Consider the following 21,455-nt stretch of genomic DNA (forward strand, 5'->3'; position numbering starts at 1 on the left):
ATACCATACGTTTACAATTTTATATGAACAACTTTTTCCTCTATATTGAATTGAAAGCCCTTTATATACGCCATACTACGCAATACATCTTTTAGGCTCTGTTCCTTGTACTCCCCCGAAAACTGCCAAGATGCGGGCTCGGTACCTTGCACCTCTATCTCCACCCCGTACCCGTTTTCCAACGTTTGGATCACCTCTTCCAGTGAGGCCCGGTCAAATCGGATCCAGCCTTCCTTCCAGGCAAGCACCACATTCGAATCGAAATTACTTACTTTGTTTCTTCCCGTCCGTCCATCGTGATGCAGGGACTCGCCCGGCTCCAACCATACCGTATCGGTCAGTGCTTTTTCTGTTACTTTCACCGAACCGGAAACCAGGGAAATGTCAATGTTGTACCCCTCCAGGTTGCGGATATTGAAAGTCGTACCCAATACAGTGGTCAACAAACTATTGGTTTCTACATGAAATGGCCTTAAGCTGTCTTTCACCACCTCAAAATAGGCCTCACCTACCAGTCTTACATTTCGCTCCAGGGAGTCAAATCGCTCTGGAAAGAAAAGGCGACTATTGGCGTTCAGCCAAATCCTGCTACCGTCTCCCAAAGTCAACTGCAGTTTTTCTCCCGGTTGGGTGGTCTTTTCGATCCAAACGGTTTCATTAGCCCCTGCCCCTGGCGCGGTTTCGGTGGGCATTGGCGATAGCCACCAACCCAATCCAAAAGACAGGAGCAGTATGGCCGAAATGCGGTGAAATTGCCCTATTCGTTTCCAACCGGGAATTGGCTGCCTTTCCAAAGTGTTTTTTTTTATCGTCGCTTGCTGCTTCGGTTCCCGAAGCAAACCCTGAAGGATATCCTCCCGGGCTCCTTTGGGCGCTTTGTGCTCCGAATAGCGAACACGGAGCAGGATTTCCCTTGCCTCCTTTAATTCCCCCACATGTTCGGGATTTGCTGCCATCCATTTGGACCAATAGGCATCTAGCTGCTCGTTCGGCTGCTTCACCCAGTCGACAAATTCCGGATCAGTCAAAAAATCCTCTTTGGTTTTCATGCCGTATTAGTTCCTTCTTTACTGTAAATACAGGAAGTCACCAAAACAACACCTAAAAAATTTACTTTTTTTAATAAATATCGTCAGCATAAAAAAATGTCCTGCCGCATTCCAAAAATATTGGAAATAGAGACTTAGGGACTGAAAGACTAACAGACTGAGGAACCTAGTGACTGAGGGACTAAGAGAGAGGGAGACTGAGAGACTTAAGGACGAAGAGATGATGTGGTGATGTGATAATGTCTCGTCACTGCGAGTATTTAAAATTGGCATTTACAGAAAGGTAATGACATTTAAATCGGTAAAATGATAAACTAAGAATTGTTTAAAAAAATAGCACTTAACCAATAAATGATTAGACTTTAAGTAATATGTCAATGGTAGGGTGCAGATCTGATTCAATCGTATGGCGGTATCCGCTCCTGCACCCGCGGCAGTCTGTCGGTGTACGTTTGCGTTGGTCGTTTTCTATTTGCTTTCTACGGAGGATTTGCGATTTCGCTTCGAATCAGATTGCTGCGCTGCGCTCGCAATGACGAGTAAGGTAAATTTAAAAACTTAGTCCTCTGTGGCAAAGAATAACGCATCGTATTCCGAGGTTATTTGACACAAAGCACACGAAGGATGCACAAAGGACAGGAAGCATTTTAAAATAAGCCTCTGTGCGCTTTGTGGTTCATTTAGTCCTTCGTGACAAAAAGAATTGTGAAGCTAACCTAAACGGGTTTTTCAGTTATAGGAATCGTTTTTATGGACCTTAGGAAGGACGATTACCGCAGGGTTTTTCGCAAAAAAGCCAATGCTTTGTACATCAGGTTTCGGGTGGAATGATCGCTGTCCATTCCCATCAATTCCCGGATCTCGGCATAGGAAAGGCCCTCATAAAAAAAATAATAGATGATTTCCTTCTTTCTTGGACTTAAGACAGCAATCGCCCGGTTGAGTTGCTCGATCCGTTCCCCGTCCAGTTGCCGATCTATCAGGATCTGCTCATGGGACAATTCAAACCCAAATCCGTCCTTCTCCGACAAATCAGCCCGACGTTTCTCCCATCCGGAATGCTGCCGGAACAGCTTTCGTTTCAGGCATTTCAGCAAATAAAACCGGATATGATCCGTAGACCCCAACTTCGTGCGGAGATTTCTCAAATCGAAAAACACTTCCTGAATTCCGTCTTTGGTAAGGGACTCATCCCCAGTCAATCGCATGCCATAGGCAAAAAGCCTATCAAAATACTGCTCGTAAATCTCAATAAAGGCTGCATCGCTGCCTTTCCTGAATTGATCCCAAAGTGTTGCATCCGGAATTTTATCCGCAGACCGGGTTTTGTTTCTTTCAGCAGGGAACTGCTTCGAAACGTTGAAATGAGAGCGAGGCATGATAGGGTTTATTGGTAATTACCGGATAAATTTACCAATTAATAAGGCATTTCCTAATTAATACCAACGAATATAGCTTATTTTTATATTATAGTTACACAATCTGAACATGGTTATAGTTAACATATAACGATCACTTTCCGGAAATGACCTTCCGAAAAGCGATCGTCAACTTTTAGTATTGTATTACAGCAATTCTATTCTTCAGGCCTTTTCTGGAATTTCTTTACGGTCCAGGCAACGGAAAAAGAAACACATAATCCCGTAAATAGGGCCCAATAAAAACCAAAACTTGTCGGGTCCATAGATCCCAATGGATTAACTTTCATTAAAGTAAAAGCACCCAATAATCCTATAATAAGGGATATAACATGTTCTTTCCACTTATTGTTTTCATCATTTCAAAGTCTCCAACATGAATATAATAATGAACCAGCTATCCCAGCCATCGCTCCTTCTACAAAACCTGTTGCTCCACCCCTGACGGCTCATCAAAACTCCAGCACATGCCTGCCACTACCCACAAGTAGCCGGGCGTAAGGTCCTGATCTATCGGTATTACGGATTAGATCTGCAGCGGGTACCTGCTTTCCATTTAATAGTAGATCGCTTCCTACTCCCTCCGGCAACCGTACCTCTGCCTCGGAATTGGCAGGTACCTCCAGTTCCAATGAAATACGTTTCCCTTGCTTTTTCCAATGGGATCTGATCATCCCGTAGGGCGATTCATGACCAGCCTCCACCCATTCCAACTCATTGTCTGTAAGCGGCTGGATCAAAAAACGCTCGAATCCGGGATACGCTTCCAACGGTCGAATGCCGGCAAGCCCCTTGAAAAAATAATCTACTACTGTTCCAAACATGATGTGGTTTCTGGACTGGCTGCCATCCCAATTTTGAAACAAGGTATTCGCTCCGAGTTCATCTACCCAGTATCCCCATCCCGGAAAGGAGCGCTTGTTAACCATCCCGTAAAGCACTTCATCCTCCCCAAACTTCATCAGCACCTGCAATACTGCTTTGGTACCCACCACTCCGGCATCGATGTGACCCTTTTTTAACTCAATGACATCCAACAAACCTGCCAATACCCGCTCTTCTTCCGAACTGGACACCATACCGGTAAATAATGGAATGGCTTGCGAAGTCTGCCCGCCGTGATCGTAGGTGCCGGTTTCTGTATCGTAGTACCGGTGATGAAAGGCCTCGCGAATGGACTCAGCTAATTGCATGTAGGTGGAGCTATCCGTTTCATTTCCCAATACCTCAGCCATTCCGGAAAGCATGTCGCTGAAATAATAAAAAAACGCAGAAGCCAAAAAGGGACCCTGAGTCTTGTTTTCCAACTGCTTGTGGTCATCAATACCAAAATTCAGTAAATAGCCGTTCGCATTTGACTCCAGGTAATTCACGTATTTTTTTAGGGCAGGATAGTATTTCTGCATTATGGAAGTGTCTCCTGTAAACCGGAATACCTGCCAGGGGACTTCCAGGAAAGCCCCTTCCCACTGCGGACCGTAGCCGCGTTCCGGATCTTCACTCTGGTTATAGGTATAGCCCCAGCCGCTTGTGGGGATAATTCCAGGCAGATCGCCGGTCTCGCGTTGCTCGTCCACAAAGTCATCCAACCACTTCAGGTAAGCCCGGGTCAGGTCAAAATTATACAGTCCCGTTTCGGCTACCAACAGCGCATCGCCTGTCCATCCCATCTTCTCCCGGTGTGGGCAATCCGTCGGATAACCATGGTAATTCCCCAAAAAAGACCAGCGAAAATTATCCTGAAGCTGATTGAACATGTCATTCGAACTTCTGAAATAACCCCTTTCAGTAAGATCCGTGTGGACCACATCGGCCTGTATATCCAATAATTCCACCTCGGGATCACTTATTGTTACTTCTAAATACTGAAACCCCTGATAGGTAAAAAAGGGATGCCAGGATTCTTCCCCTTCACCTTTCAGGTAGTACCTGTCGGTCTGGGTATCTCCGGTCCAGATAAAGCGGCTGAGTTCCTCCACATCCAGGGTGCTGTCAGGATAAATTCGTTCGCCATACCGCATTTTCACGCGCGACCCTGCCGGTCCTTTTACCCGGATATTGGCCCAACCGGTAAGGTTTTGGCCAAAATCCAGCATTACCGTGCTGTCGTTTACGTCCCAACTAGTTTTCGGTTCCAGCTTGTCCGTAACCCGAATGGGCGGCATCACCTGAGCGGATAATTTGCCCTGGGGTCCTTCGATGGGTATCGCCGCTTGCCAGGATTCGTCCTCATAAGCTGCTTCGGACCAGTTGCCCAATTCTTTTCGGGCATCATAGGTCTCTCCATTATGCACCCCATCAAAAATGATGGGTCCGGATTGGGTAACCTTCCAGGTTGCGTCGGTCTTTATTAGTTGTTCCTTACCCTGCTGGTCTACGATCATTAGCTGGGCCTTTACAGCCGGTGAAGCTCTCCAGGGTGCCTTATCAAAATCCCAGGCTTCACGGGTGTGCTGGTTGTACCAGCCATTTCCCAACACAATCCCGATGGCATTGTCTCCGGGCATCAGCATATCCGTTACATCGTGTACTACGTACTTTACGCGCTTATCGTAGCGTGTTAGGGCCGGATCCAATTCATGATCCCCTACTTTCTTACCATTGAGGTGCACCTGATGATACCCCAACCCGGATATATAAAGTCTTGCCTGCTGAATTTCTTCGGTAATTTGAAACGTTTTGCGAAAATAAGGTGCGGGTAGCAAGGGAGGAACGGTATCCACCTCCGGTACGGAAGAAATCCACGAGGATTTCCAGCTTGAAGATTGGGTCAATCCCATTTCAAACCAGGTGCCTTTGCTGGAAGCAGGCTGGTTATCCTGGTCCCAAACGATCACCCTCCAGTAAACTCTTTGGCCGTCCTCTGGCATTTTCCCGGGGTAGTTTACTCCCTGGGACTGACTGGAGGAAACCTTCCCCGAGTCCCAGATATCCGCTTTCCCAGGTTCCAATTTATCCGGGTGAGAGGCTAGCAAAAGTTGATAAGCACGTTGTTTGAAACCGGCTAACGCCCGGATCTGCCAGCTAAATACCGGTCTTTCCTCCAAGCCCAATGGCCGATCGATATGGCTGGTCTTGAGGGAAAGGACTTTAAAATTTTGTTTTGGGCTGCAGGAAAAACATACGGAAATAACGATAAAAAGAAGGGAATAACAGCTTTTCATTGATTCGGGCTTTGGGTGGACATGACGTAACGGTGTTCTCCGGCAATATGTACAAAAGGCTCGTATTTATTCAGTCTCCACATGGCTTCATCGGGCATGGTCCTGATTTTATCTCCTGCTACCTGCGATTCCCCCGAATCCCGGATCCGTTTCAGATTGGTAAAATAAACACCAAAGCCTGGGCTATTTCCGTCATTGATATGCCAGGTGCCCAAATTGATCACCAAGCGGTTCAATCGCGATAGGTCCAGACCCTGACCCCCATAATCCTGCCGCCAGTTTAGTTGCGCCTCTTGCCAGCGCTCATCAGGGGCGGGCAATTCGTAATGCAACAAGGGAACTTCCTCACTATCTGTAAACCTATCTGATAACTGACTGTTGCCCTTACCGACCCAATATGCCAGATTGAGCAGTTTGACACTGCCCTGAAAACCCTCCAACCAAACGAAACCACCTGCCCAACGGTCCGTCGGCCTGGCGGTTTCCTTGTCCAGGCAGTAGTCTAACTGGATCAGAAAAGGATTATCTCCCGTATCTATGGTTTGACACAGATGGTTAATGGTCTGAGGCAGCCGGTCTTGTCCTGGAATATGGTATTTCCTTTTAGAGGAGAACAGGTATAATGTCTGATATCCCTGAAATGTCTGTACTTCCATCCGGTTGGAAGGATTTTCATCTTCGGGGTAAACGTATCGGGTATTCCAAAATTCCAGCCCCTGAGAAAAATCCCCGTTTCTGATTTCAGGTGTAGTTTCCAGTTGCCACTTATAATTTAACCATAGCGGGAATTTGGATTCACTAAATTCCGGCAAAGTCTCCGGGTAGGTATAGACTTCCTCCATCACGGTTTTGAAGTAGGCATTGCAGGCAGTGCCGTTGATATTCACTACCAAGGTTCCCTGAGAAGGGCCTCCATGCACCTCTTCCTCACCAAAAGCCCGGGGCCGGTACCCGGCAGCGGGTAAATTGATCATCCTCATTCCTTCGTACTGGGTAGCGGTTTTTAGTGAGGCCTTAATGGGAATGTGTACGTGGCCGCTAAAAACGTACTTAACATTGCCGTGTTTAGCCAAAATACCTAATACTAACCGCTTTACCGCCACCGATTCCGCATAATTGATTAGGGGATCAATTCCTATGGGATGTGATGGGACATGTTGAAAAAACAGGGTGGGTTTATCTTTGTTTTTCTCCAGGTCCTGTTCCAGCCAGTCAAAATAATGAGGATGGCTTTCAAAGAAACTGTCGCGCAAGGGATCCGGCCAGACAATAAAATGCCAGTCACCCAGATCAAAACTATACAGCAGCCATTCCATCCCGTTCATGGCCTTTTGGGCACTGAAATAGGCGTTGAAGTCATCCATCCGGTAGCCGGGTGTAAACTGTGCCTGATAGCGGGTTTCGTGATTGCCGATGGCGTATAGTACCGGAGAACGAATTCCTTTCAGGTAATCGTGCATGGCTTCAAAATGGGCTACCTCTCCCTGGTTGTCTACGATATCACCTAAAATAAGCGAAAAGGCAGGTTTGGGAGTCACCTCATTGACACGGTTGATACTGTCCCAAATAAAGGCATTGTGGATTTTCATTCGTGTTGGATGTGCCTTGGGAGTATCCGGATTTCCACCCTGTGGATCTGCTAGGATCACAAAGGAAAACTGTTTCTGACCCGTTGCTATTCCTAATTTTGCTGGATCCAAAACCCCAATTTCTTTATCCAACAGGTAATTACAGCTCAGCTGAATCCCATCTTCCTGATAGGAAAGCTGCTGCTGCTCTACCAATTCGCCTAGTGTAAAGGTCAGCGGTTTGCCATTCAGCGCCAGGTCTACCTTCGTCATGGGTTCCGGGCGATCGATCCAAACGGCAAACACGAAAGGAAACGCTTTTCCCACTTCAAACGTATAGCTACGATTAGCTTCCTCTACCCTTCCCGGCTTGTTTGCAAAGGGATAGGCTTTTACCCTATTAAGTTGAACTCCTGGTTCCCTTACTTCCAACCGGACTTCTTTGGGAGCAACCTGATATGCCGTCCGAATCTCCAGGCGCACCTGGAATTGCCCCTGCTGATTCAATACTTCTGAAAAACGAGTAGGTTGGGCATACTGAAAGGGAGGAAGCCCTTGGTTCTGCTTTTCCACTGCGGTCGATCCCAATAAAAAAAGAGAGGAACCTGCTCCTACTCTGGAAATAAATTTCCTACGCTTCATTATTTACCAATCCATATCGTAGCCATGATCCATGGGATCCACGTCCCATTTTGTCAAAAGCCCTTTGGCCGCTCTGAGGTCGTAATGACTCCGGTTAAATTCTCCCACCATACCGATCATATCCAGAACGGCCTGTTGCGTGGATTTAGCACTATCTTCTATACTATCGATCGCATTTAGGGCATGCGTTCTTGCAAACGAATTGGGGGTTTGAAGCACTTCATACAAGGCTTGGAGACCTTCTTCCTCATACCCTAACTGATACATGGCTTCTGCTGCCACTACCTTAACATTGGGTGAGGAATCTGAAAGGGCGCTTCGAAGCGCGTCTGCAGCTGCTTCTGCCTCTTTGCCCAGAATCAAAAAACCAGTTGCTCCCCAATACCGGATAGCTGCTTCTTCATCGTTCAGCATTTGCTTCAGGAAAGGAATGTCTCCCTTTCTGGGATTGGAAGCCAGATCGGCACCGTCTATCAGGGCATTCAGATCAATATCCGAGTTTCTCATGTAATCATAGGCAGTAGTACCTTCAGTACGATCGATCAACGCTGCTTCGGGGATAAAACCGGTATCCCTGATTTCCAGCATCCAGTCTTTGGTAGCGCCCCGCATGCGTTCCAATACGTCCTTGTATTCCGGGTCGTGGGCCAGGTTATTCACCTCCCAAGGATCATTTTCGGTGTCGTACAACTCTTCGGCAGGCTTGGTATTCCAGAATCTGGATTGAATGTCATTGCACTCTCCGGCCTTGTAGGCAGCTTCCCAGGATTGAATGGAAGGAGCCCGCCAGAGGTATTCCAGAAACTGGCCGTAAACCCGGTAAGGCATGTAATTTCGTATGTATCGGTACTTACTGTCTCGTGCAGACCGACTCATGTCGTACCGCTCGTCCATCCGACCACGAGCCATAAAAACATATTCCGGGTCCGCCGTTTTTTGCTCTCCCAAAAACGCCTTGCCTTGCAAATAATCCGGAATCTCCTGACCAACGATACTAAGCAGGGTAGGCACCAGATCAACAAAGCTTATCATTCGGTTTACATGGGTCCCGGGTTTTTCGGCGGGATACAAGTGTCGGTATTTCTCAGGAATTCTTACAATAAATGGTACCCGGGTTCCGGTCTCGTACACGTATCTTTTGCTTCTGGCAAGCACCCCGCCATGGTCGCCATAATAGAAAACGATGGTGTTTTCTGCTTCTCCGCTGTCTTCAAGTTCCTGCAGTAGCTCGCCGATTTTTTGGTCCATGTCCTCTATTTTGTCGTAATACTGAGCCCAGTCGTGTCGCATTTCGGGAGTGTCCGGATGGTAGGGAGGAAGGTTCACGTCCTCAGGCTTGTGCCGCAGCTCCGCTGTAGGAATGGACTTATGAATGGAACTTTCGTGGGAAATGGTGGTATTAAAAACAGCGAAAAAAGGCTTCCCTTCGGGCCTGTTTTTGTAGTGGGCCTTATTACTGGATTCATCCCAGATGTTCTCGTTTTGCTCCGAATTGATGTTATAATCTTCCTTGGAATTGTTGGTGGTATAATACCCTGCCTCGCGCATCATTCGGGGATAAAATCCAATTTCACCTGATTTATCGTAATAGCTGCGCATGTGTTGGTGTCCACCCGAATTGGCATATACTCCAGTTAAAATGGTGTTTCGGGCAGGCGCACAAACGGGAAAATTAGCGTAGGCATGGGTGTATAAAAAGCCCTCTGCGGCCAATGAATCCATATTAGGAGTGGTTGCAAACTCGTCTCCGTAACATCCGGCAAAGGGGCTATTGTCCTCACTGGTAATCCATAAGATATTGGGTGGTGGTAACTCTTCCTTAGGGGCTTGACAGGATATCAGGCAAATTAGAAAGAGGTAGTAGATAAGGTGCTTCATTTTGGGTTTCGATTGGTTTGAATGCGAATCCCTTAAATTAAATGAAATTTTATGGTTTTAGATAACAAAAATAAAAAAACCCGTCCGAATGTGAATTTCACGTTGATTTTGCGAGCGGGTTCTCTTTTTCAGATTTTCCAACCCAGGATTATTTAGTTTCTTTTGAAAAAAATATTCATGGAATAATTTCCAGTATCAACAAAGAATTTTACAGGTCCGGATTGCGAAACCTAATTTTAATTTTTTATATTGGATAAAAAATAGTTGCGTGCGTATGTCCACAGTACACAAAGGCCTTACCGTTACCGTCACGCTGGACGAACAAAAAATAACTTATGTCAACGGGCTCCTGATGGAATACCGGAAAGACCTGCGCCTTTACCAGGAAAAATACAGAAAATCCTTGCCTGGCACGTTCTTTATCAGCTGGCTTACCCTTCCGGCTCAGGTTTATGAAAACAAAGAAAATCTGCCTGCGCGAATACTATTATTGACCAGTTATGTAGGGAGCAAATCCCGGCACCTTAAAGAATTGGCTTCTTTTTTAGCTCCCCAACTCAGGCAGGTATTTAGTCAAAGTGCTGAATTCCCTTCTGGGGAGCCTAGCGAAGAGAAATTAATCCAGTTTTTAAATCAAAAAAGCGTCCCTAACACCTTTTACTCGGGTTTTAAATTCATCAGCACTTCTGATGTGGTTCAGGAGGCCCAGTTGAAATCCGAGGTACTCTCCTACATGCAAAATCAGGAAACGTTAGGTCCGGCAAGTGACCCCGCTGATGTCAAAAAAGCAATCGAATCCTTTGTCTCTAACCATCCCAAACTACATTGGGCTTCTCGTGGTATTCCTTATCGCAGCCGAAACAAAGTTCAGATGTTATGGCCTCTGGTCGTATTTGGCCTGCTAATGCTTGCTTCCATCGTTTCACTGATTGCCTTGATTTTTACCGACACCTTGGTTTTCCGGTGGCTGGCCTGGATTTTTCCTGTTTTTCTTGTGGTAACAGGCTCGCTTTTTTTGTTGCTTCGGCTTAATGAAAACAATCCCCATGAACCCTCTCCTGCGCTTTCCGATGATAAAGTACGCGAGATTGTGGCCTTGGAAACCAATCCGGTAATTAACGAAATGTCCGTAATCGCACCTTTAAAGAAAGGCTGGATCCGACGGGTTTTCCTCGCCCTTACCCTGAAGCTGGTTGGCCTGGTGTCCTATTTTGCCTACATTCCCACGGTTCATACCGCACGGTGGCTGCAAATAGATAAAGGTAAACGACTCGTTTTTATCGCCAATTTTGATAATTTATCTGAAGCCTATGCGCATGATTTTGTAGATAGTGAACGGAGGTCCATGAACATGGCCGTTATATTTAGCCATGCCTTTGGTTTTCCTGCCACCCGCTGGTTGGTGCACAAGCAATACAATCACCGGAGCGAATACATGAAAGGCGTCCGCGCCCATCAAAAAATCACGCAGTTTTGGTACAGCTACAATCGGGATTTGAGTGTGGAAAACTTAAAACGAAACAGGGCTTTCCGAGAAGGGCTTTTCAAAAAGATGGATGATCCGGCCATCGAAGACTGGTTGTTAACCATTTGACTATGAATAAACTGGAAAAAGAAGATATTCAAGGCTTGTTAATTCGCGGCTACGGGAACCTGCCTAGTGCCAAATACCTGCTGTATACCGGGACCCAGCGAGAGCAAACCCTGGAATTTATCCGGCAACTAACCCCGAAAATCACCCCTGCTTCCGAAAAACCAGCAAATGAAGCATTTCACCTGGCCTTTACCTATGAAGGTTTGGCCTTTTTGGAGCTACCAGCCGCTGTGCTGGATAGCTTTTGCCGGGAGTTTAAGGAAGGCATGGCTGAATTGCATCGGCAGTTCGTTCTGGGCGACACGGGTGAAAATGCACCCCAACATTGGGATTGGGGAAACGAGTCCCTGCATTTTATCCTGCTGGTCTACGGAAAGGACGAAAACCAATTGAACGAAACCCTGGCCGACATCCGGCAGCTTTCGGATGCTACAGGCATAACGGAATTGCATGCCCTACCTACCGGACTCCTGCAAGGTCAAAAAGAACATTTTGGATTTCGAGATGATATCTCCAGACCTATCATACGGGAATTGCTGCCCGATCTTCCCCAAGAGCCAGATACCACTTTTCCGGCCGGAGAGTTTATCATGGGGTACGATAACCTTTACAATGAACTTGCCCCCTCGCCGACGGTTCCACCCCAGATGGATCCCAAAAACAAGCTTCCTGAGCACAGGGATAATAATAACCTGAAAGATTTGGGAAAAAACGGCTCTTACCTAGTATTCAGGCAGATGAAACAAAATGTACCCACTTTTTGGGAGTACATGAAAGCCAACAGCAGCGATCCCTCGGCTGCGATTGGTTTGGCTAGTAAAATGGTCGGCCGATGGCCAGACGGTTCCCCATTGACGCTTTGCCCGTTCCAGCCGGATCCTTCCCTATCGGATGCCAATGACTTCGGATATTGGGAGGACGACAAAGCAGGATTGAAGTGCCCCATCGGTTCTCATATACGCCGAACCAATCCCCGGGACCACCTGGTCACCGAAAAAAGTAGAAAAGATTCTCAGGAAATGGCCGCTAAGCACCGGATGCTGCGAAAAGGAAGACCCTACGGACCGCCACTTAGCCCGGAGTTGGATCCGGAAATGATCATGCAAAGTCCCGATGACGGGCAGGAAAGGGGCCTGCATTTTATCTGTCTGGTTACCGATATCCGGAGGCAATTTGAATTTGTCCAAAACAACTGGGTGAATTTTCATAAATTCGGAGGATTGGAAAACGATGCGGATCCTGTTATTGGCAATCACTATCAAAACGAACGTCGAAAAACCGATTCATTCAGTATTCCGGAATATCCGGTAAGAAAAGTCCACCCTAATTTACCGAATTTTACCCACATCAAAGGCGGGGCCTATTTCTTCTTTCCCGGAATCCGGGCACTGCAATACCTGACTGACTATGAGTGATTTCTATACGCCGGCTGAAGAAAAAGACATTCAGGATTTGTTGGGAGATATGAAAGATTTCCTGAACAAGGAATATCCCGATGGCAACATCCTGAGAAATTTTCATCCCAAAATGCATGGCTTGCTGAAAGGGACCTTAACCATTAAGCCGGATATTCCCGAAGCCCTCCGGCAAGGGCTATTCAAGGCGACAAAAAGTTATGAAACCTGGATTCGTTTGTCCAATGCCCCACCTAAAGTGCAATCCGACAAACCGGCTTCCGGAAGAGGGCTGGCCATCAAGGTACTGGATGTGGAAGGAGAAATGCTGGAGGATGACCCTATTGGGGTACCAACCCAAAATTTTCTATTGACAACCAGTCCTATTCTTTCGGCCTGGAACATTCGGCTGTATCGAAAAGCCATTCGGGCCGTCCTGTTTGGTTTTTGGGAACAGCTGCGTTTTGCGATTCACCCAAAACATTGGCGAAGCATCTACCTTACCCTGAAATATTCAGCCAAACATGAAAACCTCCTTTCCCAAACTTATTTTTCCGGAGGAGCTTTTCGCTTTGGCCCGGATTTATTTGTCAAGTTTGTCTTAAGCCCCCATGATCCCTCACTGGGCTATACCCTGGATAAGGAGAAATCAGATTCCTTTCTAAAGGAGCAACTGGTGGAAGACTGCAAGAAAAGAATCCATGCCTTCACCCTTTCCATTCAACTTCACGAAAATGAAGATCGACATCCCTTGGGAAATACATCAAAGGCCTGGAAAGCAGATTTGATTCCATTGGCCACCCTGACCCTTCCTATACAGGAATTTGATACTCCCGAAAGGAACGCGCTGGGAGAAAAAATGGAATTTTCACCATGGATAGGACTGGCGGACCATGCGCCGGTCGGTGGCATCAACCGGGCCAGAAGAAGGGTTTACAAAGAATTGGCTGCTTTCCGGAATAGGTAGTGACTCGAAAAATCTCCCTGTCCGCCTTTAAAAAAGGGGGATTTCGATTACGTTGGGATTATTGGGTAGGTATCTTCTAGTGCGATTTGTTTCTGGACCTTATTGGAGCCTATGAACGATTCAGTCCTATTTTGTAGCATCAACCATTTGGTGTAGGGAAATCTGATTGGATATCTCCTAATTGGGCTGACATATTGATAAGGAATATCGTATCCAGTAAACCGATTGATTCCAATTCCCCCTTGACAAGGGGGCAAGGGAGATTTTTTCGTGCACATTCCGTTTTTGAGATTGTAATTTTCTGTGATTTCCGTCCCTAAATCCCCCAGCCCCCTTTGGAAAGGAGGATTTCGCAAACGAGCGGATTTCTAGGTACCTAAATTCCAGCCAGCTGCCGTACATTATGGGCAGTCCTGACCTTTTCCAATTCAGCCATTCCGTTTTTACGATTGTTTGATCCGCTCCAGAAAAGCATTCCGGAAGGTGGCCCCACCAAAAAATTCCTGTTCTTTTTCCCAGTCATTGAATCGCGGAAAGGCTTTTTCTACCATTTCCCTGTACCAGGGTTCTACTGACAGTCCCCAGTGAGGTATGGCTCCGGCGGCAAGTAGCTCCCGTTCCAGCCGCATGAACAAAGGCAGACTGCCCGTAACGCCTTTGACGCTTACCAACTCGATCATGCACATATCAGACTGCTGCATCATGGACAAATGCGCCGGGCATTGTTTTACAAAACGCAGGGAAAACGGGGCAGCCAGCAAGTGATCGTATTGCTGAGACTCCTCGCATACCCGAATAATCAGGTCTACTGCTTCAAAGACCCGATCAAGGGGAAATCCAAATTCGATGGCATATCCATAGAATTTCAGTTCACCCAAACCCTGATCCAGTACGTTTCTGGCCAGGTCTTCAAAGCCTCCCCCCTCATCTCCGGTATGGTCTACCAGTCTTTTTATGGAGTTGTTGGTCATCCTAGGTATGGACAGGTGGTTCTTATTAAACACCCAGGGAGAAAGCCTGCCCGAAATGGCGATACCTGAAATAAAGGATGAAATGTAATTACGCTCCCTTCCCGCATGGTGCTTTTCGTGTTGCTGCTGGCTATAGTTTCGGGTCGTTACCAGGCATTTTCGCTTTCGCTCTTCCTCCGTTGCTGCTTCCATGTCCCGGTAAGGGTTGATAAGTACCTCAAAATGCCGGTGTGCATTAATATATCGGTACATATCTTGTTTCATCTCCGCCTTTACATCCTCCCAATTTCTCATGATTCTTTCTTCCATAAGCCGGTATTCTGGCTGAGCCTCCAGGATCATGGAAAAAATAATCCCCACAGAACCGATCCCCACCATGACTGCATTGAATTTGTCATCGTCCTGAATCAACGTTATTTCGTGTTTGACGGCCATTTTATCCTTGGCGAATAGCTCCGGGTCGGTGACACCATTGGCAGGTTCTACGCGAAACACCTTCCCTCCTTTACCTACCAACGTTATCGATTTTACAAATGCTGAAACCGGACCAATGCCGATTCCTGATCCGTGGGTGGAAGTAGCAATGGCACCGGAAATGGATTGGATGCTGGACCCACCCTGATTGATCAGGGCGAATCCATGATAGGTAAGTGCCTGGATCAAATGCCTGATTTTGGTTCCGCCCCCGGTTTCAAACAGGAAATGTCTTTCCTTGCTCTCCTTATTTCCATAGGTTACCGTTACTTCAAATCCAACCCGGTACTCTTCTTTAATACAGTCCTCTGCGGGTCGTTGGGTCATGTTCATGTGCTGGGTACAAACCAGGTAATCCTCACATTGTGCTACAGCCGTCAGCGCGTGGCCTGAACCTACGGCCCGGATTTTTTTATCGTTTTTCTCGGCTAACTTAACCAATTCCACCACTTCTTCCAGGCCTTGGTAATCGTACCTGGTGCAGTCTGCATTTTTGGGTGAAAAATGTTTATATTCTCCATTTCCCGGTACAAAAAACCGAAGGGGTTCGGAACAATGATTCCCATACCAATTGCCCCATTTCTGCCGGACCATTTTATCTTTGGAAAAGATATCCTCTTGGGTCAATTCTTTATCCAGGGACAAAACCACCCGCTCATGTTTGGACATGTTTTTATTCAACCTGTTCTCCACCAACCTTCGGACAAACCGCGGTGTGACCAGAAAATTGATTGTCTTTACCCAGCGACTTCGCTTTTGTCGGGAGCAATGGTTGGTAAGGGTATCATCCAAAATTTCGATGTGTTTGGGTACATTGTCCCGGTTAAAAACTACCTGTATCACCAGGCGCAATAATTCCCAGGAAACAATGGTATTTCCTTTTTTCCAGGAAAGAAATCTCGATACAACGCTCATTGGTTAAGGGGTTTCTTTTCAATGCTTTAGGAATAATAAGTATTTTCTGAAAGGATAAAAAATTGTAGGGGAATGTTTTTTCATCTGTTTATAATTTTTTTCTCAAAGGTCAAAACTTGTCCCTTACCGAAGGTCGGGATAGCCTGTCCCGATCCTTAATCGAGAGAATCTCGCACCTGCCTACCGGCAGGCGGGTGTTTAATTATTCATCCTACTGCGTGACGTTTTCTTCATGCTCGATTTCAATGAAAAGAAAAAGAACAGGCCGATTGTTAAAAAAAAGCCGATTACTTGCTTAGCCGAATAAAATGAATACTTTTGAAATGTGAAATAATCGCACGGGGTGCTTGATGAACGTCAGGCTGAGATCAAACCCGAAACCTGATTTGGATAATGCCAACGTAGGGATGCAAGCCAGCCAAATTTCCATTGTGTTAGTTGCCGCTCCATTCCTTTGGCCTGTCCAATCGGATGGAATTTTTGTTTAAATGCAACTATGGAATTAAAACAGACAGGAGGAGTACTGATCCCCCAACAAAAGCAAAACTGGCAAAACCGGCCGGAATGGTTTTTTAACCGGAAACATACCGATACCTACGAACTTTGGTACGAAGGCAGGTACAAGCGGGCCGAAATCTGGCAAAAAAAGGTTATGGAGCAGTTGGTATCCAAAGACAAGCGGATCCAAACCCTGCTGGAGTTTGGCTGTGGTACCACCCGATTTACCCGTTGGTGGCAAGAAATCGGTATCGAAGCCTCTGGAGGCGACATTTCCCCATTGATGCTTTCTCAGGCCATCCACCTTTTTGACGGGGATCTGGTCATGGCCGATTCCCATCACATGCCCTTCAAGGACAATACCTTTGATGCCCTGGCCTTTATCACCACTTTCGAATATTACAAGGACCCGGTAAGGGTAATCCGGGAAGCGGCAAGGGTGGCCAGGCACGGCATCGCCATGGGCATGATGAACCGCAATTCTCCCAAGGTATTGAGGCGGCGGGTTCAGCAACTCTTTGGAAAAAACCCTTTTTACGTGACGGCAACCTTTTATACACCCGAAAAATTAATAGAAGTGATTCAGGAAGCCTTAAAAGATAGGTCTTATACCATCGAATGGAGCTGTACCGGTCTGCCCAAGTGGTTTCCAGTGCAGCAGTGGCGATTACCTTATGGGGACTTCTTTGGTTTATACGTACAACTTCAAGACTGATGGACAACACGATTGGAAAAATAGAAGAAGAATTTCTGGAGGCCTTTATCACCTCCCGATGCGGCGAAAAACGGCCGGAAGTCCTGGTAAAGCCGGGTTTTGGACTGGATGTATCGCTGGTAGCCTTGCCTGGAAATCGGGTCATGGCCCTTACCAGCGATCCGCTATCCCTGATCCCCAGTTTGGGATTGCAGGAATCCGCCTGGCTATCCGTGCAATTGATGGCCAATGACATGGCTACCACTGGCTTTGCCCCACAATACGGTCAATTTGTATTAAACCTTCCCGCTGAATTTTCCCAAGAGGATTTTAAAACCTACTGGGAGCATATCCACACTTTTTGCCAGAAAATGGGCATGGCCATCACCGGTGGTCATACCGGATTTGTTGCCGGACAAAATTCCACCATTGCCGGGGGGGGTACCTTTATCAGTATTCTTCCTGCAGATCAAGCACTGACTGCTGACAAAGCTCAGGCAGGTGAAGTGTTGTTGGTAACCAAAACTGCAGCCATTTCTTCTTCCGCTATTCTGGCAATGAGTTTTCCGGAAACCACTAAAAACCGGGTAGGCCGGGAACTATACCAAAAGGCATGTGCCGCTTTCTACGAAACTTCTTCCCTGCGAGACGGCCTGGTGGCAAAAGGAACAACAAACGATATTACCGCCATGCATGATGTAACCGAAGGCGGGCTTCTCGGTGCCATTTACGAATTGGCAACGGCCGCTGGCTGCGGGGTGCATCTTGACAAAAACAAACTTCCGGTTGGCCCTGCACAGGCTGCTGTTTGTGAAGTCTTTGATTTGGATCCCCTGCAATGCATTGGTGCGGGCTCCATGATCATTGCCTGCAAAAAGGAAAAAGCAGCATTGGTAGAAAACCGGCTACTATCAGCTGGCATTGCCTGCTCATTGGTGGGAGAACTTACTGATGCCAGCCATGGCATGGTGTTACATGAAAATGACCAACGAAAAGCGCTCGTCTATCAGAAAAAGGACCCGTATTGGGAAGCGTTTTTTCAGGCAAGCAAACAAGGATGGAAATGAAAACACTTAATCTAAGATCCGAAAAGGGAATCTATCTGGTACTTGATCCAAGGGCAAAATCCGAAAGGGAATTGTTTCAGGATTTAAAAAACGTGTTTCAGTATCCGCTTATTGCCTTGCAAATTTGGGATAATTTTGGTCCGGAACTGGACATACATAAATTCATTGGAAAGGTGTGTGAAATGGCCCGACCGTATTCTTTTCCGGTTTTGATTGCTAATTCCTGGGAATGGGTGGGTAAAACAGAGCTGGATGGGGTCCATTTTGATCAGATTCCTGAAAATTTCGCCCAAATTAGAAAGCGTTTGCCAGAAAATCTCATTCTGGGACTGACATGCACCAATGACCTTTCCTTGATTGCAAAAGCAGAAGAAAATGGTTTCGACTATATTTCATTCTGTTCGGTATTTCCTTCACCCAATGCGGAAGCCTGTGATTTGGTCAGCAAAGACACCCTTCGGAAAGCCGCTGAATGCTGCAATTTACCGTTTTTTTTGGCAGGAGGAATCCGTCCAGAAAACGTTAACGAATTGGACGGTATTCCCCACCGGGGCCTGGCCCTGATCTCCGGCATCATGGGACAGACCAATCCGGAAAAAGCCATGGAGCAGTTTACAAACTTACTACAAACCAATAAATAGTAATGAAGTTAGCAACCATAGAAAAATTATGTTGTCCCTTTGACCGATCGGATTTGGAATTGACCCGTATTACCGAAGACCTGGCTGGTAAAATAGAAGAGGGCTGGCTGCATTGTACACAATGCAAACGGATGTACCCCATAGTCAAAGGCATTCCCATCATGAATCCGGACGAATATCGGGAATTTAGCCTGGAACAGCCCCTCCTGGAGCGTTGGCAAAAACAATTGAAAGGAAAGCAGGTGAAAAATTTCAGGATATTGGATAAGGCGCAGGAAGAGGCGGATACAACGGATAACTCTGATTAGATTAGTCCTCAGAGATAAGACACCTTAAAAAGTCAATTACCCGCTATGGTTGGGAACGAATTCGAGTTAAAAAAAATGGAATTTGCTGTGGAACGAAATCTGGTGCTAAAAACCGATTCGTTTAATCTGATGAATTAGTTATATTGTGGCAGAAAAACCAACCGCCTTTAACTACCCCTATGCCACTCAAAAAACTCCGTATTCGCCAAAAGATTCTTTTCACACTTGAACGGCAATTGGTAAAAGGGGCCCAATTCCAGCTATTGCTGGTCGCAGCTTTTATTGGGTTGATATCCCTGGTCGGGGGGCTTCTGGTCATGCCATCCGGACCTCCCACTTCCACTTTTGGAGAATCGGTTTGGTGGGCCTTTTTACGCCTGTCCGATCCCGGTTACCTGGGAGATGATGAGGGAGGCTGGCGGCGATTTATTTCGACGCTGATCACCGTTGCGGGTTACGTGGTGTTTTTGGGTTCGCTGGTAGCCATTATTACTACCTGGATGAACCGAAAGATCCGGCATCTGGAGCAGGGACTGACTCCGGTCACGGCAAATAACCACCTATTGATTCTGGGTTGGTCCAACCGTACCATCCATATCGCGGCGGAAATTTTCCAGTCGGTAGGGAGAATCAAGCGATTTTTGATACGTTTTGGCGCCAGAAAGTTACAACTAATTATTCTTTCGGAAGAAGTCGGGCCCTTCCAATTGCAGGAACTTAAAGACCATCCCTTCATCGGAAAACGGGCGAATGAAATTGTTTTACGCACCGGTCTGGCAATAGACCGTGAGCACTTACGCCGGGTAGACAGCCTGAATGCCTCGGCCATCATCATTCCCAGTTTGGCTTATGGGAAAAGGGAGCTTATCAGTCCGGATATTGAAACCATCAAATGCCTGCTTTCCCTTAATGCAGAAGCCAACCTACATCGGAGACATAAATTACCCTATGTGGTAGCTGAAATTCAGGATGAATACAAGGTAAAGGCCGCCTACAGAGCCTACTCGGGTCCCCTGGAGGTGGTCGGTAGCAATACCATTATCAGCAGGTTAATGGCGCAGAATATCCGGCATCCGGGGCTCTCGGAAGTTTACAATGAAATCCTGTCCCAGATCGTAAACAACAACCTTTTTTGCCAAAACTTCCCCGATCTCATCGGGTATTCCCTGGGAAGTATAAAAAAAGCTTTTACCAAAGCCATCGTAATGGGGGTAGTAAGCAATTCAGCGGATCGATACATTCCGAAGTTAAATATTCCGGAAAGTCACATTCTGGAAAAGGGGGAAAGGCTAGTGGTAATGGCCCGGAATTCTGAGGACCTGGTTTGGAAATCCGCTTCCCTTTCCAAAGAGGCACCTACTTCATTCGTTCGATCCCCATTAGCTCCGGAGGAAACGAGCGAAACCATCCGGGTGTTGATTTTGGGGTGGAATGACCACGTCCCTTCCCTGATCAAGGAATTATGTTCTTACGAAGAGGAGACCTACTTCGTCCGCCTGGTGACCATGCGACCCGTCGTGGAAAGGGAAAAGGAACTTCAGTTTCTAAAAGAAAACCCAAATAGGGTTTCACTCGAACATGTGGTAGCCGATTATATCCGGGAGTCGGAGATACAAAAAACCGATGCTGCAAGCTTTGACCATATTCTGATGATCAGTAGCGACCGAATGGAAGAGGAGGAAGAGGCCGATGCCCGTACCATGGTAGGATATGTTTTATTGGAAGAAGTCTTGGAAAAAGCCAAAAAAAGACCTTCAGTATTACTCGAATTGGCAGATCCCAGCAACGAGTCTCTGATCCGGCGCTATCAGAGTGAGGTGATAATCAGCCCCATGGTATTAAGCCACCTGCTGGCAGGTATTGCCCTTCAGCGGGAACTAAGTAGCATTTACAGCGAATTATTTACTGTAGGAGGAGCGGAAATTATTTTTAGAGAAATCGGCACCTATGGCATTTCCCCCGGAGAAATCGCTTTCCATGAAATCGAAGCCCTTGCTGCCACCCATGGAGAAACGGCTCTTGGCCTTGCCCTGCAGCCGAAACCACGCAGAAAAAATCACCTGCTCCTCAATCCGGACAAACACAGAAAAATTGTTCTTTCTGAAAAAGATCATTTGGTCGTGCTGACAACGGTTTATTAGAGAGGGGTAACTTTTTATAACGCCTGGAGGAGCGCTTTTTGGCAGGATGCAACATTTTATACCCTATATGGT

Annotated in this window: 14 protein-coding genes and 1 riboswitch; of the genes, 8 read left to right on the top strand and 6 right to left on the bottom strand. The window is 46.7% G+C overall.

Going from position 1 to position 21,455, the window contains the following annotated elements; genetic code table 11:
- Positions 1-11: 11 nt before the first annotated feature.
- The 5 genes from GKS34_RS15025 to GKS34_RS15045 form a co-directional block, all read right to left on the bottom strand.
- The gene (locus GKS34_RS15025; RefSeq protein ID WP_163385805.1) at positions 12-1,049 is read right to left on the bottom strand and encodes a FecR family protein; all 1,038 of its coding nucleotides are present in this window, start codon (positions 1,047-1,049) and stop codon (positions 12-14) included.
- A gap of 770 nt (positions 1,050-1,819) precedes the next feature.
- Entirely contained in the window at positions 1,820-2,428 is a 609-nt protein-coding gene (locus tag GKS34_RS15030; RefSeq protein WP_163385806.1) for an RNA polymerase sigma factor, read from the bottom strand.
- Between the two features lie 491 nt (positions 2,429-2,919).
- Complete coding sequence (locus tag GKS34_RS15035) at positions 2,920-5,631, bottom strand: family 78 glycoside hydrolase catalytic domain (RefSeq protein WP_163385807.1); 2,712 nt, start codon at positions 5,629-5,631, stop codon at positions 2,920-2,922.
- Positions 5,628-7,841: a metallophosphoesterase family protein gene (locus tag GKS34_RS15040; protein ID WP_163385808.1), complete on the bottom strand. Its 2,214-nt coding sequence runs from the start codon at positions 7,839-7,841 to the stop codon at positions 5,628-5,630. The genes GKS34_RS15035 and GKS34_RS15040 overlap by 4 nt, the downstream gene beginning before the upstream one ends.
- 3 nt (positions 7,842-7,844) lie before the next feature.
- The gene (locus tag GKS34_RS15045; protein ID WP_163385809.1) at positions 7,845-9,719 is read right to left on the bottom strand and encodes a sulfatase-like hydrolase/transferase; all 1,875 of its coding nucleotides are present in this window, start codon (positions 9,717-9,719) and stop codon (positions 7,845-7,847) included.
- A gap of 274 nt (positions 9,720-9,993) precedes the next feature.
- Here GKS34_RS15045 and GKS34_RS15050 point away from each other — a divergent pair, with 274 nt between their 5' ends.
- From GKS34_RS15050 to GKS34_RS15060, 3 genes are read left to right on the top strand one after another with little or no spacing between them, the layout of a single operon-like run.
- Positions 9,994-11,313: a peroxidase gene (locus tag GKS34_RS15050; protein ID WP_163385810.1), complete on the top strand. Its 1,320-nt coding sequence runs from the start codon at positions 9,994-9,996 to the stop codon at positions 11,311-11,313.
- 2 nt (positions 11,314-11,315) lie between these two features.
- Positions 11,316-12,728, top strand: a complete 1,413-nt coding sequence (locus GKS34_RS15055; protein ID WP_163385811.1) for a Dyp-type peroxidase — start codon at positions 11,316-11,318, stop codon at positions 12,726-12,728.
- On the top strand, positions 12,721-13,674 hold the full coding sequence (locus GKS34_RS15060; protein WP_163385812.1) for a catalase family protein: 954 nt from the start codon (positions 12,721-12,723) through the stop codon (positions 13,672-13,674). The genes GKS34_RS15055 and GKS34_RS15060 overlap by 8 nt, the downstream gene beginning before the upstream one ends.
- Before the next feature lie 443 nt (positions 13,675-14,117).
- Here the strand turns inward: GKS34_RS15060 and GKS34_RS15065 are convergent, their stop codons facing one another.
- On the bottom strand, positions 14,118-16,034 hold the full coding sequence (locus GKS34_RS15065; protein ID WP_163385813.1) for an FAD-binding protein: 1,917 nt from the start codon (positions 16,032-16,034) through the stop codon (positions 14,118-14,120).
- A gap of 329 nt (positions 16,035-16,363) precedes the next feature.
- Positions 16,364-16,459, top strand: a riboswitch (TPP riboswitch).
- A 71-nt stretch (positions 16,460-16,530) separates the two neighbouring features.
- Here GKS34_RS15065 and GKS34_RS15070 point away from each other — a divergent pair.
- The 5 genes from GKS34_RS15070 to GKS34_RS15090 all read left to right on the top strand — a co-directional run bounded on the left by GKS34_RS15070 (position 16,531) and on the right by GKS34_RS15090 (position 21,383).
- Positions 16,531-17,247, top strand: a complete 717-nt coding sequence (locus GKS34_RS15070; RefSeq protein WP_163385814.1) for a class I SAM-dependent methyltransferase — start codon at positions 16,531-16,533, stop codon at positions 17,245-17,247.
- Positions 17,247-18,293 carry an AIR synthase family protein gene (locus tag GKS34_RS15075; RefSeq protein ID WP_163385815.1) on the top strand — a complete coding sequence of 349 codons (1,047 nt, stop codon included), beginning with the start codon at positions 17,247-17,249 and terminating at the stop codon, positions 18,291-18,293. The genes GKS34_RS15070 and GKS34_RS15075 overlap by 1 nt, the downstream gene beginning before the upstream one ends.
- Positions 18,290-18,934: a thiamine phosphate synthase gene (locus tag GKS34_RS15080; RefSeq protein ID WP_163385816.1), complete on the top strand. Its 645-nt coding sequence runs from the start codon at positions 18,290-18,292 to the stop codon at positions 18,932-18,934. Before GKS34_RS15075 ends, GKS34_RS15080 begins: the two co-directional genes overlap by 4 nt.
- Positions 18,935-18,936: 2 nt before the next feature.
- Positions 18,937-19,242, top strand: coding sequence for a Trm112 family protein (locus GKS34_RS15085; RefSeq protein WP_163385817.1), 306 nt, complete (start codon positions 18,937-18,939; stop codon positions 19,240-19,242).
- 179 nt (positions 19,243-19,421) lie between these two features.
- Complete coding sequence (locus tag GKS34_RS15090) at positions 19,422-21,383, top strand: CASTOR/POLLUX-related putative ion channel (RefSeq protein ID WP_163385818.1); 1,962 nt, start codon at positions 19,422-19,424, stop codon at positions 21,381-21,383.
- The last annotated feature ends 72 nt before the right edge of the window (positions 21,384-21,455 follow it).

This window comes from Cyclobacterium jeungdonense (assembly GCF_010994275.1).
Classification (GTDB): Bacteria; Bacteroidota; Bacteroidia; order Cytophagales; family Cyclobacteriaceae; genus Cyclobacterium; species Cyclobacterium jeungdonense.

Excerpts from the sequence above, each read along its gene's own strand:
- GKS34_RS15025 (WP_163385805.1), bottom strand. The coding sequence starts at position 1,049 with ATGAAAACCAAAGAGGATTTTTTGACTGATCCGGAATTTGTCGACTGG.
- GKS34_RS15030 (WP_163385806.1), bottom strand. The coding sequence starts at position 2,428 with ATGCCTCGCTCTCATTTCAACGTTTCGAAGCAGTTCCCTGCTGAAAGA.
- GKS34_RS15050 (WP_163385810.1), top strand. The coding sequence starts at position 9,994 with ATGTCCACAGTACACAAAGGCCTTACCGTTACCGTCACGCTGGACGAA.
- GKS34_RS15085 (WP_163385817.1), top strand. The coding sequence starts at position 18,937 with ATGAAGTTAGCAACCATAGAAAAATTATGTTGTCCCTTTGACCGATCG.
- GKS34_RS15060 (WP_163385812.1), top strand. The coding sequence starts at position 12,721 with ATGAGTGATTTCTATACGCCGGCTGAAGAAAAAGACATTCAGGATTTG.
- GKS34_RS15045 (WP_163385809.1), bottom strand. The coding sequence starts at position 9,719 with ATGAAGCACCTTATCTACTACCTCTTTCTAATTTGCCTGATATCCTGT.
- GKS34_RS15075 (WP_163385815.1), top strand. The coding sequence starts at position 17,247 with ATGGACAACACGATTGGAAAAATAGAAGAAGAATTTCTGGAGGCCTTT.
- GKS34_RS15035 (WP_163385807.1), bottom strand. The coding sequence starts at position 5,631 with ATGAAAAGCTGTTATTCCCTTCTTTTTATCGTTATTTCCGTATGTTTT.
- GKS34_RS15040 (WP_163385808.1), bottom strand. The coding sequence starts at position 7,841 with ATGAAGCGTAGGAAATTTATTTCCAGAGTAGGAGCAGGTTCCTCTCTT.
- GKS34_RS15090 (WP_163385818.1), top strand. The coding sequence starts at position 19,422 with ATGCCACTCAAAAAACTCCGTATTCGCCAAAAGATTCTTTTCACACTT.
- GKS34_RS15070 (WP_163385814.1), top strand. The coding sequence starts at position 16,531 with ATGGAATTAAAACAGACAGGAGGAGTACTGATCCCCCAACAAAAGCAA.
- GKS34_RS15055 (WP_163385811.1), top strand. The coding sequence starts at position 11,316 with ATGAATAAACTGGAAAAAGAAGATATTCAAGGCTTGTTAATTCGCGGC.
- GKS34_RS15080 (WP_163385816.1), top strand. The coding sequence starts at position 18,290 with ATGAAAACACTTAATCTAAGATCCGAAAAGGGAATCTATCTGGTACTT.
- GKS34_RS15065 (WP_163385813.1), bottom strand. The coding sequence starts at position 16,034 with ATGAGCGTTGTATCGAGATTTCTTTCCTGGAAAAAAGGAAATACCATT.